This window comes from Leptotrichia sp. HSP-342 (assembly GCF_041199995.1).
In the GTDB taxonomy this organism is placed as follows: domain Bacteria; phylum Fusobacteriota; class Fusobacteriia; order Fusobacteriales; family Leptotrichiaceae; genus Leptotrichia; species Leptotrichia mesophila.
Genome location: NZ_CP165646.1, coordinates 1,376,316 through 1,392,406 on the forward strand (window position 1 = coordinate 1,376,316; position 16,091 = coordinate 1,392,406).

The following is a 16,091-nucleotide window of genomic DNA, read 5'->3' on the forward strand; positions in this document are numbered from 1 at the left end:
TATTACATTATTTTACAACAGACAAAAAAAATAATTTAAATAACAGGATAAACAAATTGATTTCAGAATATTTCAGTGTTATACTTGAATTATCTGATTATTGCAAAAAATAAATTTGAAATACTATTTAGAGGTGATTATTTATGAAATTAGGTTATGAAATTTTAAACAATCCATTCCTTAACAAAGGTACAGCTTTTACAAAAAAAGAAAGAGAAGAATATGGATTATTAGGACTTTTACCACCGTATATTCAAACTATAGATGAACAGGCAAAACAGGCTTATGGACAATTTCTGAAAAAAGACAAGTTAATTGAAAAAAGACATTTCTTAATGGAAATTTTTAATACAAACAGAACATTATTTTATTATTTATTTAGCAAACACGTAGTTGAATTTATGCCAATTGTTTATGATCCTGTAATTGCAGAAAGTATAGAAAATTATAGTGAATTATTTGTAAATCCTCAGAATGCGGCTTATTTGTCAGTAAAAGAGCCCGAAAACATAGAAACTATTTTAAGAAATGCTGCTGACAACAGAAAAATCCGTTTAATTGTCGTTACTGATGCAGAAGGAATCCTTGGAATTGGTGACTGGGGAACTAACGGAGTTGACATTTCAGTTGGAAAACTGATGGTTTACACTGCCGCCGCTGGAATTGATCCCGCTACTGTCCTGCCAGTTGTAATTGATGCTGGAACAAATAGAAAAGAACTGCTGGAAAACGACTTGTATCTAGGAAATAGATTTGAGAGAGTTCGAGGAGATGAATATTATAACTTTATAGACAAATTTGTAAAAACAGCTGAAAAACTTTTCCCAAATTTATATCTTCATTGGGAAGACTTTGGAAGATTAAATGCGGCAAATATTTTAAATAAATATGAAAATGAAATCACAACTTTTAACGACGATATACAGGGAACTGGAATTATCACTTTAGCTGGAATCTTAGGCGCATTAAAAATTTCAGGCGAAAAGCTTACTGAGCAAGTTTATATGTGTTTTGGTGCAGGAACTGCTGGAGCTGGAATTGCTAGACGTATTTTTAATGAAATGGTTGCACAGGGTCTTTCTGAAGAAGAAGCAAAAAAGCGGTTTTATCTAGTTGACAAACAAGGCTTATTATTTGAAGACACAGAAGGACTAACTCCAGAACAAACTCCTTTTGCAAGAAAACGAAGTGAATTTACAAATGCAAATGAATTAACTACTTTGGAAGCCGCTGTAAAAGCTGTAAAACCAACTATACTTGTCGGAACTTCCACAGTGCCAAAGACTTTCACAAAGGAAATCGTTCAGGAAATGGCAAAACACACTGCAAGACCAATAATTTTTCCACTTAGCAACCCAACAAGGCTAGCAGAAGCCAGTGCAAAAGATCTTATCGAATGGACAGACGGAAAAGCTCTCGTTGCAACAGGAATACCATCAGACCCAATAGAGCTTAACGGAATCACCTATGAAATTGGACAAGCAAACAATGCTCTAATCTATCCTGGGTTAGGACTTGGAATTATCGCAACAAAATCAAAGATTGTAAACGACAAAATAATCTCAGCAGCCGCACATTCACTAGGCGGAATCATCGACACAACAAAACCTGGAGCTGCTGTACTTCCTCCAGTATCAAAACTGACAGAATTTTCTGAAACTGTGGCACTGTCAGTTGGACAAAGCGTACTAGATCAAAAATTAAATACAGAACCCATAAGCGATTTAAAAGAAGCAATAAAAAATGCAAAATGGATTCCTGAATACAAGGATTTTTAATTAATTTTTCCAATTTTTAAGAGTAAAATAAATTCTAAAAACTTAGATACTTACTGCTTATTTGATAAATGAAAAATACATGGATAGAGTAGATAGGGTTGTAACGAGTTAAAAAATACAGTAAAAGATATTTATTGTTATTAACTACTAAAACAGTAGATTTAAACTTATTATAAACTTTTTTTGCAAAGGCTTACTCCCCTTTCTACTAAATAAAGAAATAATATATTTTTATTTTTTTAATAAGTTTAATTTAATTTTTTTCAAAAAAATACTGTATAGTCCTTTAGGTATTATTCATTAAGTTATAGATAACAAAAGATATAAACTAAATTTCAATTGACTTCTTTTACTAAAAAATATGTGTACTTGAACTCATTCAAAATTGAAATACTAAAAATCATATAAATATAAGGGTTGAGTTAGTAGTCATTGCTTTTGAGTTCGCTTTTAAAGAAGTTTTCTTATAAATTATTAGAAAAATATTCATTAATAAGTATTTATTTTATAAAATTCAAATAAAAAATACTATCCTATTTCTAAGACAGTATTTTAAAAATATATTATACAATTTTATTACTATGCTTCTGCTCTTTCAGGATAAATACTTACTCTTTTTTTACCATTTCCAAATTTTTCAAATTTTACATATCCATCAGTTAATGCGAATAAAGTGTAATCTTTTCCTAATTTAGCGTTAGTTCCTGCGTGAAATTTACTTCCTCTTTGTCTTACAATAATATTTCCAGCTTTTACAGCTTCTCCATCATATTTTTTTACTCCTAAATATTTAGGGTTAGAATCTCTACCATTTCTAGTTGATCCTTGCCCTTTTTTTGAGGCAAATAACTGTAAGTTTAATTTTAATAACATTTTCCAACCTCCTTGATTTCTTTTTCATATTTTATTTCTTGGATTCTTTTCAAATCTTAACTTCTGAACTTAAAATTTATATTTTTATTTCTTTAAGTTTCACAAAATTACTATAACTTTTTGCAACTTCCTTCAAATACAAATACATTGATTCAACCAAAATATCTGCATTTTTTAGTTCATCATCAGTCAATCCAGAATTTTTTAAATCACAGGAAATATACCCATCTTTTTCTGTAAACTTCAATTTTTTCTTAAGTTTCAAAGTTTCAATAAGTCCATTTACTGTCATTTGTCCTACTGATGAAACAGCTGCACAAATTACATCTTCTCCATATTCTGAAAAATTTGCATGTCCTTTTATTTCAAAATATGTTATTTTATTTTTTTGTCTTTGAATTTCTATTCTTATCATTCAAACCACAACAACTTTCACAATCTAAATTATATTAAAAAATACAATTAAGCATTGATTGATTTAATTTCAATTGCTGTAAAAGATTGTCTATGCCCTTTTTTTCTGTAGTAAGTTTTTTTGTTATATTTAAAGTTAATTTTTTTATCAGCTTTTCCATGAGATTTAACTGTAGCTACAACTTTAGCTCCTTCTACAACTGGAGTTCCAACTGTTACGTTATCTCCTTCTCCAACTAATAGAACTTCATTAATTTCGATGTCTGAATCAACATCAGCTGCTAATTTTTCAACTTTTAATACAGTTCCAACTTCTACTTTGTACTGTTTTCCACCTGTTTTAATTACTGCAAACATTTATGTTCACCTCCAAATAATTTATCGCTATCATTGGTATTAGCCACCAATTTTATGCGTATATCTTAATTAGTTTACTATATTTTCACTAATTTGTCAAATTATTTTTATAAATGGCGGAAGTAGAGGGACTCGAACCCACAAGACGTTTAACCGCCCACAGCTTTCCAAGCTGCTGCCATACCATTAGGCGATACTTCCACTTTTACAAAATAACTACGAATATTATACTAAACTTTCCTATAAAAGTCAACGAATTTATTGTATCTCGTATATCTCTTTGTGTGTAGATACTACTATTTTCTTGTAGATTCATTATTACCCAGTATTATTTATTTTGATTTTTTCTGTAAATATTAAATCCAGTTGCCTGATTTGTTGCCATTATTGTAATATCTGAAATTTGTACGTGTTTTGGCTGGTTTGCAATATAAACTATTATATTTGCAATATCTTCTGGCTTCAATGCCTCAATTCCTTCATAAACCTTTTTAGCCTGCTCTGTATTCCCATGGAATCTTACATTACTAAAATTAGTTTCCACAATTCCAGGCTGAACAGTAGTTACTTTAATATTTTTATCAATGGTATCAATTCTAATTCCATCACTTAAAACCTTTACAGCCGATTTAGTCGCACAATAGACGGCAGCTCCTGCATAAGCATAAATTCCAGCAGTTGAGCCAATGTTTATAATATGCCCCTCATTATTTGCAACCATGCTTGGTAAAATTTGTCTTGTAACATACAATAATCCTTTTATATTAGTGTCTATCATTCGTTCAATATCCACAATATCATATTCCTGAAATTTATCAAGTCCCAAGGCAAGTCCTGCATTATTTATAAGGATATCCACCTTTTTCACATCATCTAGTATTTTTTTGGTAAATTTAACAACATCATTATATTTCGTAACATCAAGAACAAAAATATACGCATTAGTACCATATTTTCTATCAATATCAGCCTTTATTTCTTTTAATTTTTCTATATTTCTAGCACACAAAATCACATTATCCCCATTTTTCGCAAAGGCATAAGCTGTTTCCTTCCCAATTCCACTTGTAGCTCCAGTAATAAAAATATTTCTATTCATAAAAACTCACTCCCTATATTTGAATTTATCATTATTTATTTTAAAAATGATTTTTTTAATTTATTTAAAATCAAATATACTTTACTCCTATGTTCTATTTCAACAGCTAAAACTATTAATTTATCATCTTGTATTTCAACTATTATCCTGTAATTTTTTAATGGTTTGTACTTCCAATATCCTTTTAAATTATGGCTCAAAGCCTCCCCTTTGATTCTTGGATTTTCAGAATTGTCTATTTTTTTCAGAAAATCATAAATTTTTTTACTTGTATTTTTATCCATTTTTTGTAATTTTTTTGCTGCATATTTAGATAACAATACTCTATATTTCACTTAAAATCCCATTTTCTTTCCAAAATCTTCAAGAGGTATCATTGGCGATTTTTTAGCTTTTTCAGATAACTTCACTATTCTTTTTATTTCTGATTTGGAAATTTGTTCATTTTCTTCTATTTTATCTAATTCTTTTGATATTAAGTCATTGATAAAGTTGTTATCATATTCTAAAACTTCCTTTAACTGTTTTTGTTTTCTTTCATTTAATTCAACATCTATAATCATCGTACTTTCCTCCTAAAATAGATTTTGTAATTTTTTTAGAATTCAAATAATTTTTAAATTTATTTAAAAATATCCACATTTTTATTATACCACAAAATTTTAATTTAAGTGTTATTTTATGTCCAATTTATTTTTCTGATGAAATTTTTGTCTCAACTTCAGTTTAAAAATCCCTATCCCTTTTTCAATGCTCATTTCCTGTGAAAAATTATACACAAACATATTCGTAAATTTCAAATCCATTTTTTTATTTGAACCTAAATCAACAAACATTTCCAAATTTCTGTAATCACTTTTTTCGAGATAGGACTCAGCCCATTCCACTAAATCTATTATATTCTTTTTATTTCTTTCATACAAATCATCATTCATACTCTCATTTTCTAAATTATTTCCTGTATTTTCCAAGTTTGAAATAATTTTCCCAATTATTTCCATTTCTACTGTGCTTCTGCTGTTTGCAAGATTTGTATCTTCTGCAAGTCCAATTTTATATTTCACTTCCATAATCTCGTCTTCACTTACATTTATTTCCTTTTTATTTTCCTCATCTGTAATTTTCAATCTATATTTCATTTTTTCTCCCCCTTTATTTTGTTAAAAAACCGCTATTTCATCAATTTTTACTGTTTCATCAACATTTACTACTCCAAAATGATTTTTCCAAAATACTTTTAATTCCATTCCAAACTCTAGAAACAGTAATTCCAAAGTTTTTATCTTTGCAACATTTTCTTTATTTTTTGGTTTATTTATATAAACTATTATTTTATTTTTTTCTGATTTTTGTCTATAAATAAGTGAATCCAGAAAAAAATACTTAATTCCCAATTTAAAGTTTTTCATACAGTTGACACCATTAATTTTTTCGTTATAAATCAAAAGTACTACATATCCCTGTTCTTCCCTATTCAAAATCGAAAAATACCGTTTTAAGTTTATTCCTAAAGTTCCCTTTTTTATATCCTCCGAAATTTTTTCACAAATAACATCAATCACTGTCGTTCCACTTGTAAAATCAAGTTCCTGTAAATAATTTATCGCATTATTTTCAATATTTTTCTTAAATTTTTTTAAAACAGATATATTTCCCTTTTTTTCTTCAACTATGCTGTCTCTACCTCTAAAACTGTTTATTTTAGACTCTTTTTTAGGTGTATTTTCCATTGTCAGATTTTTAATTTTAGTATCTTTTTCCAGCTTATTTTCAAACTCAAAAAAATTATCATAATAATTTACAAAACTGGTAAAAATTTTATTAAACCTCACATACGGATTTACTTTTACAACCTTCTTTTTCACAATTTCATTATTCAAAAAATGTGCATTTACCTCAATATATGCTGAAACACTATTTTCCAACTCAAATTGCATATTCAGAGGAACTGCCCATATATATTTATAGCCTTTTTTATTTTTATTCGCCATACAAGTACCCCCTGCATTCAAATTCGTTATAATTATTCTGAATTTCTGAGATTAAAAAGCTAACCTTGTCTTCTGAATATTCATCAAAATCCTTTATTTCTACAAATAGATTCAATTTCGGCTTTTTATCAGAATATCCCTTTTGAAAATCATTTTTCAAACTTTCATTACAGTCATAAGTATCTATATTTTTTTCAATGTTTTCTTTAAAATTAATATCTTTTAACAAAATTTTATCTTTTGTAAATTCATATTCCAAAAAATATTTTTCTAAAAATGCGCGGCTTCTAGTATTTCTATTTTTTGTTTGAATTTTATCGATAAAGCTCTTATTTCTAAAATTTGTAAAATGAAAATAGTCTTCTTGATTCTCGCTACTTTTTCCATAAAGTTCAAGAATTTTTCTACATTTTTCGATTGGCTTTACTGAAAATACATCCCAAATATCGCCTGTATTTTTCTTTGAAAGAATATTTAATTTGTTTTTTCCGCTGTAATAGCAACACAAAATATCTTCATTTTCATTATTTGATACCAAAATCTGTTCATCGCTTTCAAAATTTATTGTATATTCAAAAGATATGTCAATTTTTGTCGGACGTACAAAAATGGTGCTTATTATATTTTTCTTTTCAATATTCCAAAGCAATTCCCTATCTCTTAGAACTTTATCCTGAATTTCTTCAAAATCATAAGTAATCTCATATTTTCCATTTTGAATTTTCTCCAAAATATCCTGCGACATATCAAAACCATACTCAGCCAGTTTAATCTTATAACACCTCATAAAATGCGCCATATTAATAGTTTTCCATTTTTTTCCATTAAGTTCAAAAGAATTATACAATTTTTTTATTTCGTCAAAATATCTCTCATCTTTTACAAGCCTGACTTTAACCTCGTAATTATCTCCGTCAATGTCTATCCATCCAAAAAATTCTCTTTCCAAAACCTCATTAATCTTACGTAAATCCAAATTCAAATATACATTTTCCAAATAAATATCCTTATAATTCTCATCAATAATATCTATTTTATCAACCACAGGAAAAAACACTCCATCCATTTTAAATACATCTTCTTTTTCCACTAATACTGTTTCAACAAAAATATCTTCATATTCGGAACTCTCATTAATTTTTGCTTCTAAAAACTTATCTTTAATTTCCCGAAATCTCTCCTGCATCTCCACATTCATCTCAAAAAACATCTCTCTCAGACTTTTTCCAAGCATTTCCTTTTCAAAAATTTCATTCTCTCTATTCATAACCCCTCCAATATTTAATTATATTTTAATTTTATCATATAATTAAATTTTTTTCAAATATTTTTATTGATTTTTTAATTTTAAAAAAATATAAAATTTTAAACCTTTACATCATTGTAAAACTGCAAAAAAAATGATAAAATTATTAGAAAATACAATAAGATACAATTCTTCTAAAAAATTCAAAAATTACAAAAATCTATTCAGGAGGAAATATTTTTATGAGCTATCAAACTATAATTGTTGGAATTGCTGGAGGTACTGGTTCTGGTAAGACTAGTGTAACTCAAGCTATTATCAAAAATTTAGAAAGAACGGGAATTCATTCGATTTTGCTGGAACAGGATTCTTATTATAAGAGAAATGATCATCTAACTTATGAAGAGAGGGCTAAGTTAAATTATGATCATCCAGATGCGATTGACTTTGACTTGCTTGAAAAGCATATACTGGCATTAAAAGATGGAAAATCTATCGAAAAGCCTATTTATGATTTCCAGGTTCACAACAGGGTTAATGAAACTCAGCATATTGAACCTGCAAATATAATCATTGTTGAAGGTATTTTAGTACTTGCAATGGAAAAAATCAGAAGTCTTTTTGATACAAAAATTTTTGTTGACACTGATGATGATGAAAGGCTGCTTAGAAGAATTGAGAGGGATTTAAACGAGCGGGCAAGAAGTTTTGAAAGTATAAAAAATCAATATATTAATACTGTAAAGCCTATGCACTTGGAGTTTGTTGAACCTTCCAAAAGATATGCTGATGTTATAATTCCACGTGGAAAAGACAACAAAGTCGGTATAAACATGGTAGCAAGCAGACTTAGATATTTGTTTAACAAAATGAATCAAAAATAAAAATAATAAAATGAAAGGAGTGTATGATTCTTAAATTATCATACAAAAAATATTATGAAAATAGTTGTAATCGGAGGCGGAGCAGCTGGAATGATGTTTTCGACTCAATATAAAAAAGCAAATCCTGAAGATGAGGTTATTTTATTTGAAAAATCCTCTTATGTGGCTTGGGCTGGATGTCCAACACCTTATTTCATTGCTGATGAATTGAAGAAAAGTGATGTTCTGCACGGAACACCTGAAAATTTTATAAATCGTGGAATTGAAGTAAAAATTCATCACGAAGTTACAGAAATAAATTTTCAGAATAAGACTGTAACAGTAAAAGGAAATGAAATTAACGGAATAATCTTTTACGACAAACTGGTAATTGCTGTTGGGGCAAAATCATTTGTGCCAAATATTGCTGGATACTCGAAGGATTTGGAAAATGTGTTTACTTTATCTCACGCAGAACATGCCTTTAAAATAAAAGATTATCTTAACGAAAATAAATCAAAATTAAAAAATGCAGTTGTTGTAGGAGCTGGATTTATTGGACTGGAAATGGCTGAATCATTCAGAAAAAATGGATTAAACGTTACACTTATTGAAAAGGCTGATCAAATTTTTCCAAATGTTTCTGAAAACTTGAAAAAAAGAATTTATAAAGAAATAGAAAATAATAATGTTGAATTAAAATTAAACTCTGGCGTTTCAGAAATAATTTCTGAAAATAATATAGCAAAATCAGTAAAATTGGATAATGGGGAAACTGTAGACTTTGATATTGCACTATTTAGTATCGGAATTACTCCAAACATTGATTTCTTGCCGAAAGAATTAAAAACTGATTCTGGGAAAATTGTTGTAAATGATAAATTTGAGACAAATATTAAAGATGTATATGCCATTGGAGATTGCGTTTTTAACAAATATTACAAAACTGATAGAAATTTATATGCTCCATTTGGAGATGTAGCAAACAAGCATGGAATGTTCCTTGCAAAACACTTATCTGGAAAAGATGTGAGCTGGAAAGGGCTAATCCGTTCTTTTGCAACTTCATTTTATGATGTAAAACTAGCACAAACTGGACTTTCTCTAAAAGAAGCTCTGCAATTAGGATACAATGCCGATGTAGTTTCAATGAAAGCAATGTATAAAAATTCTGGCTTTGAAGACTCTGTTCCTGCAAGTGCCGAAATTATTTACGATAAAGACAGAAAAATTGTTCTTGGTGGAGCAATGGTAGGAAAAGAAGCAGTAGCACAATTTGTAGATCAAATGGCTATTGTTATTGCTCTTGAAACACCTATTGAAAAATTCATAGAAATTGACTTTGCATATTCCCCAACAAATGCAAGTGTTTGGAATCCGTTATTAGTAACATATAGAAAAGTTATTAAATAAAACAGGAGTTTTTATGAAAAAGAAAATTGAAAAATTACATAAAAACAAAAGATTTCGTATAAGTTATCAGGTTATTTTTATTTTCTTGGCATTATACAGCTTTGTCACTACACTTTTAGATTTACATGGCGATATTAGCATTTTTAATAATCCAATCCTGGAATTTATTGATGTATCAATTTATTTAATTTTTGCAGTGGATTATTTTATACGTTTTACAAATTCAGACAATAAATTAGATTTTATTGAAAGCAATATTCCTGATTTAATCTCAATTATTCCGTATTATTCTATTTTTAGACTATTCAGAATTTTTAAGATTAGACGTTTAGCAAGAGTTTTTAAGCATTTAAAGCTGACAAAAGCTTATTTGTCTGTAAAAAAATTCTACAAAAAAATAAAAAAAATCTTGAGAGCAAATGGACTTATTTATTTGTTAATATTTGCTGTACTTGGAATCATAGTATCTGCCCTAATAGTTTCCTATGTCGAAAAACTCTCTTATTTTAATAGCCTATGGTGGGCTTTTGTAACTGCAACTACTGTTGGTTATGGAGATGTCTATCCGCATACATTTATTGGAAGAATAATTGCTATTTTTCTGATACTGATTGGAATGGGAACTTTTGGAATGATTACGGGAGCAATCACAAGTTATTTCTTAAATCGGCAAACTGATTTAATTCCAGATGATGATTTAGATGAATATGTTTTAAACTCCCAAAATTACACAGATACAGAAAAACAGGAAATTATAACTTTTATACAATTTATAAGAAACAAAAGAAAAAAATAAATTATACTAAAATCTTTTCAATACAGGAAGAACAGTAAGCTTTAACTAATCTTATTATTCTCCTGTATTTTTTTATTAACTGCTATTAATTACTGTGAACTTTTTTCCCTTTAATTCTAACATCTGAACTTAATGATTCCATCGTTATTTCCTTCTCTTTCCCAATAATATTTATCTTAGAGCCATAAAAATCAGCATCCCCAATCGACTCTATCCCCAAATAATTATTAGAAGCCACTATCATATTTTGATTAGCCTTATTTACAAAATTATCTGCATTTTCAACTATATTTGGTGATTCTACGCTATATTTCTCAGCCGTTTTCACTTCAAAACTGTTCAAATTCAAGCTAAAATTAAAATCACTCTGATTAACCTGAAAATTTCTTTTGGTATAATCACTAAACCTTCCATTTCCTTTATTGTTTATTGCCCACGACACTTTTGCAAATCGCTCGTCTTCATTTGGAAAATAAACTTCCACAGTATCATTTTCTTCAGGAGTGCAGAAAAATCCAGTATTTGTTTGCGAATAAAAAGTCTGATAACTTAATGGAAATCTTTTTATCCCATAATCATCGTACGCTTTGTCATTACTTTCATCATTGCTTCTTTCCTGAACAATTTTTTTTCAGCCCTTCTGCAAATCTGACTTCCATTTTCGCAATTCCGCTATCTTCAAACACCCGTTCAACATTTGCTTCAATTCTGCACCCTTTTATTTTTTCATTATATTTCTTGAATATGTGATAACTCTTCATATCCGTTGCTAAAAATTCACTTTTTAAAATAAAATCCTTCAAAAATATTCTAGTTTGCAATACAGAAAAACTGCCTTTATTCCCACTAGAATCTTTATCATTTCCTTCATTTTCTACAGCGTTTTCAGAAATAGAAACAGTATCTCCCAAATTTATTACTTTATTTGACTGCACTTTATAATATAGATTTTTATAATCTCTTACCAGCGAATAATCTGAAAAATATTTATTTTCCTTCTTAATTTCTCCCATTTCTACGATTCCAAACAATATTATTCCCTGTTCTATTACAAACATCCCCGTTTTTAATTGACTTGCAAGTCTTACCAAAAATTCCCAGTCTGTTTCATCAAACTGAACAATCAAACTGCCTATCTGCTTTTTCGCAATATCAGAATATTTTATTTCCAACTTTTTATCAGCATAATCCTTATTAATCTCATCAATTATATCTGAAAACATTAAATTCCTATCCTGAAAAACCCGATACTTCTTCTCATTTTTCCTGTCAAAAAGCACACTCTTAGAAAACGCCCTCATCAAAATCCTGCACCCATAACTCCCATAATCCAAAATCTCAAAATAATCAACAATCCCACTAAAAACTTTTCTTTTTACATCCTTATCTGCATTAGCAAGCTCAATTTCAATCCCAACATCTTCCTTTTCAATAATTCTTTCCAAATTTTTTCTCTGCTCATCATCCATTTCCAATTGAATTTCCAGCTTCTGATGTTCATTAATATTTTCATCTAATACAAATTCCTGAATCACAAAATTCTCTAACTTTGTTTTATTCAGTATGATTCCAATATTTTTCCCTTCATACATATTTTCAACATTTACATCTTTACTCATTTTTACCACCTCAATTATTTCCTTTTATTAATTTTATTTAATAATCATTTTACAGTTTTAATCCTTAAGTACTAAAATAACAATTATTTCTAATTTTTATAAACAGAATTGTTGTTAATAAATATTTTTTCAATGATTTATATATTTTTTCTTTTTTATAACGTAAAGGGGATCAATCGCCATCCCCTTTACAATCCCCGCTAGTCTAAGCATTTTTTTGAAACAAAAACGAAACTCGCTACGTAAAACTTCGCTCAAACAGTCGTTTTTATTCCAAAAAAATCACGACACTTTAAATTTAATTATAACAATTATAATAAAAAAAATTTTCAAAAATATAAATAAAAAGTAATTATTAGTCAAAATAATCTGAAATTTAAAAATCTTCTATTTTAGTACTTAATTGATATTTTTAAAATAAATTATTAATTAAATATTAATATATATTTTATTATACTATATTTTTAATTAAATTTCAATTATAATTTTAAAAATAGCTATTGCTTAAAAGCAGAATATATAAATTATAATATTCTAGATAATAAATTTCTCAAACTCTTAAAAATCAGTACATTTAATCTTTATCCCAAGATTTTGGATATATTTTAAATTTAATTAATATTAAAATAACAGGGCTAAAAAATAAAGCTATTATAAATTTAGCAACTAACATTTCGTAAAATAGATTAAATTCATCTTTACCATATTTATTTATATATTTTTTAGCTTTTTCCAATTTAATTTTTTGAGAAAAAATTTTTTCTATCTCTTCTTTTGTTAAATTAAATTTCTTTTTATTATTATCTGAATAATTAATATAAAAATATTGGTTATTTTCCATTTTCCCTATTAAATAATTTTTATCCTGATTTGAAATTTCTTCTACAACAAAACAATCTAAATTACCTTTTGACTCACATATGTTTACTGAATAAGAAGAACTGGGTCCACTTTCAAGATAATAGTATTCATTTATATCCATAAAAGTTTTCTGTATAATTTCTCCTTTAAAATAACTTTCAAAACAAAAAATAACTAGCAGTATTGTAAATAATTTAACAAAAATCTCAAATTTTTTCATTTTAATCTCCTAAATAATTTAAAAAAGCCCTTTAAAAAGCAACAAACTTAAAAAAGAGCTTCTAAAATTAATAAATATTTTCTTAAACATTAAATCTGAAGAACATTACATCCCCATCTTGCACAATGTACTCTTTTCCTTCCAGTCTCATTGCACCTTTTTCTTTTGCACCGTTCCATCCGTTTAGTTCGATGAATTTGTCGAAAGACACTACTTCTGCTCTGATAAATCCTTTTTCAATGTCTGTATGAATTTCACTGGCAGATTTTTGAGCGTTTGTTCCTTGTTTTATTGTCCATGCTCTTACTTCTTTTACTCCAGCTGTAAAATATGTGATTAGTCCTAACAATTTGAATCCTGCTCTAATTAGTCTATTTAGACTTGGTTCTTTTATTCCTAATTCGTCAATGAACATTTGTCTTTCTTCTTCGTCTTCGATTTCGATTAGTTCTGCTTCCACTTTTGCTGAAAAGGTTACTACTTCGCTATCGTACTGTTTTGCAAATTCACGCACTTTTTTTACGTAATCATTTTCAATTCCAGCCGTCAAATCTTCTTCCGAAATATTTGCGGCAAACATCATTGGTTTTACTGTTAAAAATTGATAAACTTTTATTAATTCCTCTTCTCTTTGAGTAAATTCCAATGTTTTTAATAATTTAAATTCTTCCAGATGAACTTTACATCTTTCAAGAACTGCGACTAATTCTTTTCCTTCTGCGTTTCCTCCACGAGCCAGCTTCTGATTTTTCTGAATTGCCCTTTCAACTGTGTCTAAATCAGCAAAAATCAATTCTGCATTAATCGTTTCAATATCTCTTATAGGATCAACGCTTCCTTCCACGTGAATAATATTGTCATCATCAAAACATCTTACAACCTGACAAATTGCAGCTGTATTTCTAATGTTTGATAAAAACTGGTTTCCTAGTCCTTCCCCTTTTGATGCACCTTTTACAAGTCCTGCAATATCTACAAATTCAACTGTCGCTCCAACCGTTCTTTCTGGATTAACTACTTTCTCCAGATCTTTTAAACGTGGATCTGGCACGCTTACAAGCCCTACATTTGGCTCAATTGTTGCAAATGGATAGTTTGCCGCCTCTGCATTCTGTGTTTTTGTTATTGCGTTAAATAATGTTGATTTTCCTACGTTTGGTAATCCTACAATTCCTATTCCTATCATTATTTTTTATTTCCTTTCTTCTTTTATAATTTTTCCAAAATTTTTATTAATTTCCATTTTTCCTTATCTGTCGCTTTAAACAAATAAGAAATATCGTAAATCGGTACAACCTTAATTTCTCCATAAAAATCAAACACTTTACCCACCAAATCTTTTATATCCTCTTTTTCTACATTTTCTAAAAGTGATTTAGTTGCCCTTTCTCCAACTGTTACAATGTACTTTGGATTAATCAAGGCAATTTGTGCTACAAGAAACTCATTACACTTTGTAATACTGTCTTTCTCGATTAAATTACCATGTGAACTACATTTTGTAAGAGTTGTAAAATAACATTTCTTCAAATCAAGCTTTGAATACTCCAAAAATTTTTTAAAATATTTTCCATTTCTGTCAATCAAAAGTTTATGTTTTACATCCTCTTCCTCACTTATGCTATCCAGCACAAATAAAATTTCTGCCTTTTTATTCCCTTCGCCAACAATTGGATTAATTCTAGTTTTTTCTAATATACATTTAGTACAAATGTCGATTTCCAGCTTTAAGTCATTCCACATAACTTTTTTCCTTATTCTTTATTCTAATATTCTATATTTTATAAATTTCTGTTCCTTCTTCGTTAATAATTTCAATTTCCAAATGGCTTTTATTTTCTCGCTCCAAAATTTGGTACAGCGAATTATAAGCCAGCTCTGGCGTGTTATTGTCCTTGCTTATATGCATTAAATAAACCTTTTTCAGTTTCTCGCTAAGCACCTGCCCAATCAGCTTTGATGCTTCTGCATTTGACAAATGTCCATTTCTTCCCTTTACACGATTTTTCAGTTCCCAATGATAAGGCCCTGTCATTAGCATATTATAGTCATAATTACTTTCCAGCACAATTACATCGCTATTTTTCAAATTTTCCTTAATAATATTGTTTACACAGCCAACATCACTTGCATAGGACAATTTTTTTCCTTCATATTCAAATGTATATCCCAAGCACTTTTCAGCATCGTGCATTACTTCAAAATTATTTATCACACAATTATCAATAACAATTTTTTCATCTCTTATAAAATTTAAATTTTTTTTCTCAATTTTTCCAATTCTGTCCTTAATTACATTATAAGTTACTTCGTGAAGATAAATTGGAATATCGTATTTTCTTGAAACAACACCCAGTCCTTGAATATGGTCAGAATGCTCATGTGTCACAAATATCCCCATTACATCCTCAATCCTTTTTTCAATATTATTCAATTTTTCTACAATTTTTTTTCCACTAAATCCTGCATCTATAAGAAATTTCTTATTGCCCATCTCAATATAGCTTGAATTTCCGCTACTTCCACTTCCCAAACTTGAAAATTTCATTTTTTTACTAATC

At 28.4% G+C, this 16,091-nt stretch carries 19 protein-coding genes and 1 tRNA gene; 4 read left to right on the forward strand and 16 right to left on the reverse strand.

Annotated features, from left to right (window positions below):
- The first annotated feature begins 143 nt into the window (after nt 1-143).
- Nucleotides 144-1,778: a malolactic enzyme gene (locus AB8B23_RS07090; protein WP_369712163.1), complete on the forward strand. Its 1,635-nt coding sequence runs from the start codon at nt 144-146 to the stop codon at nt 1,776-1,778.
- A gap of 579 nt (nt 1,779-2,357) precedes the next feature.
- Here the strand turns inward: AB8B23_RS07090 and rpmA are convergent.
- The 10 genes from rpmA to AB8B23_RS07140 form a co-directional block, all read right to left on the reverse strand.
- Nucleotides 2,358-2,651, reverse strand: coding sequence for a 50S ribosomal protein L27 (rpmA, locus tag AB8B23_RS07095; RefSeq protein ID WP_026746154.1), 294 nt, complete (start codon nt 2,649-2,651; stop codon nt 2,358-2,360).
- Nucleotides 2,652-2,727: 76 nt separating this feature from the next.
- Nucleotides 2,728-3,066, reverse strand: coding sequence for a ribosomal-processing cysteine protease Prp (locus AB8B23_RS07100; protein ID WP_369712164.1), 339 nt, complete (start codon nt 3,064-3,066; stop codon nt 2,728-2,730).
- A gap of 47 nt (nt 3,067-3,113) precedes the next feature.
- Nucleotides 3,114-3,422, reverse strand: coding sequence for a 50S ribosomal protein L21 (gene rplU / locus AB8B23_RS07105; protein WP_021769501.1), 309 nt, complete (start codon nt 3,420-3,422; stop codon nt 3,114-3,116).
- Nucleotides 3,423-3,536: 114 nt separating this feature from the next.
- Nucleotides 3,537-3,623: transfer RNA gene (locus AB8B23_RS07110), tRNA-Ser, on the reverse strand.
- 127 nt (nt 3,624-3,750) lie between these two features.
- Nucleotides 3,751-4,521 carry an SDR family NAD(P)-dependent oxidoreductase gene (locus tag AB8B23_RS07115; protein ID WP_369712165.1) on the reverse strand — a complete coding sequence of 257 codons (771 nt, stop codon included), beginning with the start codon at nt 4,519-4,521 and terminating at the stop codon, nt 3,751-3,753.
- Between the two features lie 35 nt (nt 4,522-4,556).
- On the reverse strand, nt 4,557-4,856 hold the full coding sequence (locus tag AB8B23_RS07120) for a type II toxin-antitoxin system RelE family toxin (protein WP_369712166.1): 300 nt from the start codon (nt 4,854-4,856) through the stop codon (nt 4,557-4,559).
- A complete protein-coding gene (locus AB8B23_RS07125; RefSeq protein ID WP_369712167.1) occupies nt 4,857-5,084 on the reverse strand; it encodes a hypothetical protein in 228 nt (75 codons plus the stop codon).
- A 111-nt stretch (nt 5,085-5,195) separates the two neighbouring features.
- Entirely contained in the window at nt 5,196-5,660 is a 465-nt protein-coding gene (locus AB8B23_RS07130; protein WP_369712168.1) for a hypothetical protein, read from the reverse strand.
- 21 nt (nt 5,661-5,681) lie between these two features.
- Entirely contained in the window at nt 5,682-6,512 is an 831-nt protein-coding gene (locus tag AB8B23_RS07135; protein WP_369712169.1) for a hypothetical protein, read from the reverse strand.
- A complete protein-coding gene (locus AB8B23_RS07140; RefSeq protein ID WP_369712170.1) occupies nt 6,502-7,779 on the reverse strand; it encodes a hypothetical protein in 1,278 nt (425 codons plus the stop codon). Before AB8B23_RS07140 ends, AB8B23_RS07135 begins: the two co-directional genes overlap by 11 nt.
- Before the next feature lie 221 nt (nt 7,780-8,000).
- On the opposite strand from AB8B23_RS07140, the gene udk reads away from it, so the two are divergent.
- From udk to AB8B23_RS07155, 3 genes are read left to right on the forward strand one after another with little or no spacing between them, the layout of a single operon-like run.
- Nucleotides 8,001-8,642, forward strand: coding sequence for a uridine kinase (gene udk, locus AB8B23_RS07145; protein ID WP_369712171.1), 642 nt, complete (start codon nt 8,001-8,003; stop codon nt 8,640-8,642).
- A 54-nt stretch (nt 8,643-8,696) separates the two neighbouring features.
- Nucleotides 8,697-10,034: an FAD-dependent oxidoreductase gene (locus AB8B23_RS07150; RefSeq protein WP_369712172.1), complete on the forward strand. Its 1,338-nt coding sequence runs from the start codon at nt 8,697-8,699 to the stop codon at nt 10,032-10,034.
- Between the two features lie 13 nt (nt 10,035-10,047).
- Nucleotides 10,048-10,830: a potassium channel family protein gene (locus AB8B23_RS07155; protein WP_314115419.1), complete on the forward strand. Its 783-nt coding sequence runs from the start codon at nt 10,048-10,050 to the stop codon at nt 10,828-10,830.
- Between the two features lie 85 nt (nt 10,831-10,915).
- On the opposite strand, the gene AB8B23_RS07160 is transcribed toward AB8B23_RS07155, so the two are convergent.
- The 6 genes from AB8B23_RS07160 to AB8B23_RS07185 form a co-directional block, all read right to left on the reverse strand.
- Entirely contained in the window at nt 10,916-11,314 is a 399-nt protein-coding gene (locus AB8B23_RS07160) for a hypothetical protein (protein WP_369712173.1), read from the reverse strand.
- A gap of 118 nt (nt 11,315-11,432) precedes the next feature.
- Nucleotides 11,433-12,449, reverse strand: a complete 1,017-nt coding sequence (locus AB8B23_RS07165; RefSeq protein ID WP_369712174.1) for a contractile injection system protein, VgrG/Pvc8 family — start codon at nt 12,447-12,449, stop codon at nt 11,433-11,435.
- Between the two features lie 574 nt (nt 12,450-13,023).
- Complete coding sequence (locus tag AB8B23_RS07170) at nt 13,024-13,530, reverse strand: hypothetical protein (protein WP_369712175.1); 507 nt, start codon at nt 13,528-13,530, stop codon at nt 13,024-13,026.
- A gap of 82 nt (nt 13,531-13,612) precedes the next feature.
- Nucleotides 13,613-14,719, reverse strand: coding sequence for a redox-regulated ATPase YchF (gene ychF / locus AB8B23_RS07175; RefSeq protein ID WP_369713918.1), 1,107 nt, complete (start codon nt 14,717-14,719; stop codon nt 13,613-13,615).
- Nucleotides 14,720-14,739: 20 nt separating this feature from the next.
- A complete protein-coding gene (locus AB8B23_RS07180; protein ID WP_369712176.1) occupies nt 14,740-15,273 on the reverse strand; it encodes a uracil-DNA glycosylase in 534 nt (177 codons plus the stop codon).
- Nucleotides 15,274-15,304: 31 nt separating this feature from the next.
- Nucleotides 15,305-16,078 carry an MBL fold metallo-hydrolase gene (locus AB8B23_RS07185; RefSeq protein ID WP_021743816.1) on the reverse strand — a complete coding sequence of 258 codons (774 nt, stop codon included), beginning with the start codon at nt 16,076-16,078 and terminating at the stop codon, nt 15,305-15,307.
- Nucleotides 16,079-16,091 lie beyond the last annotated feature (13 nt).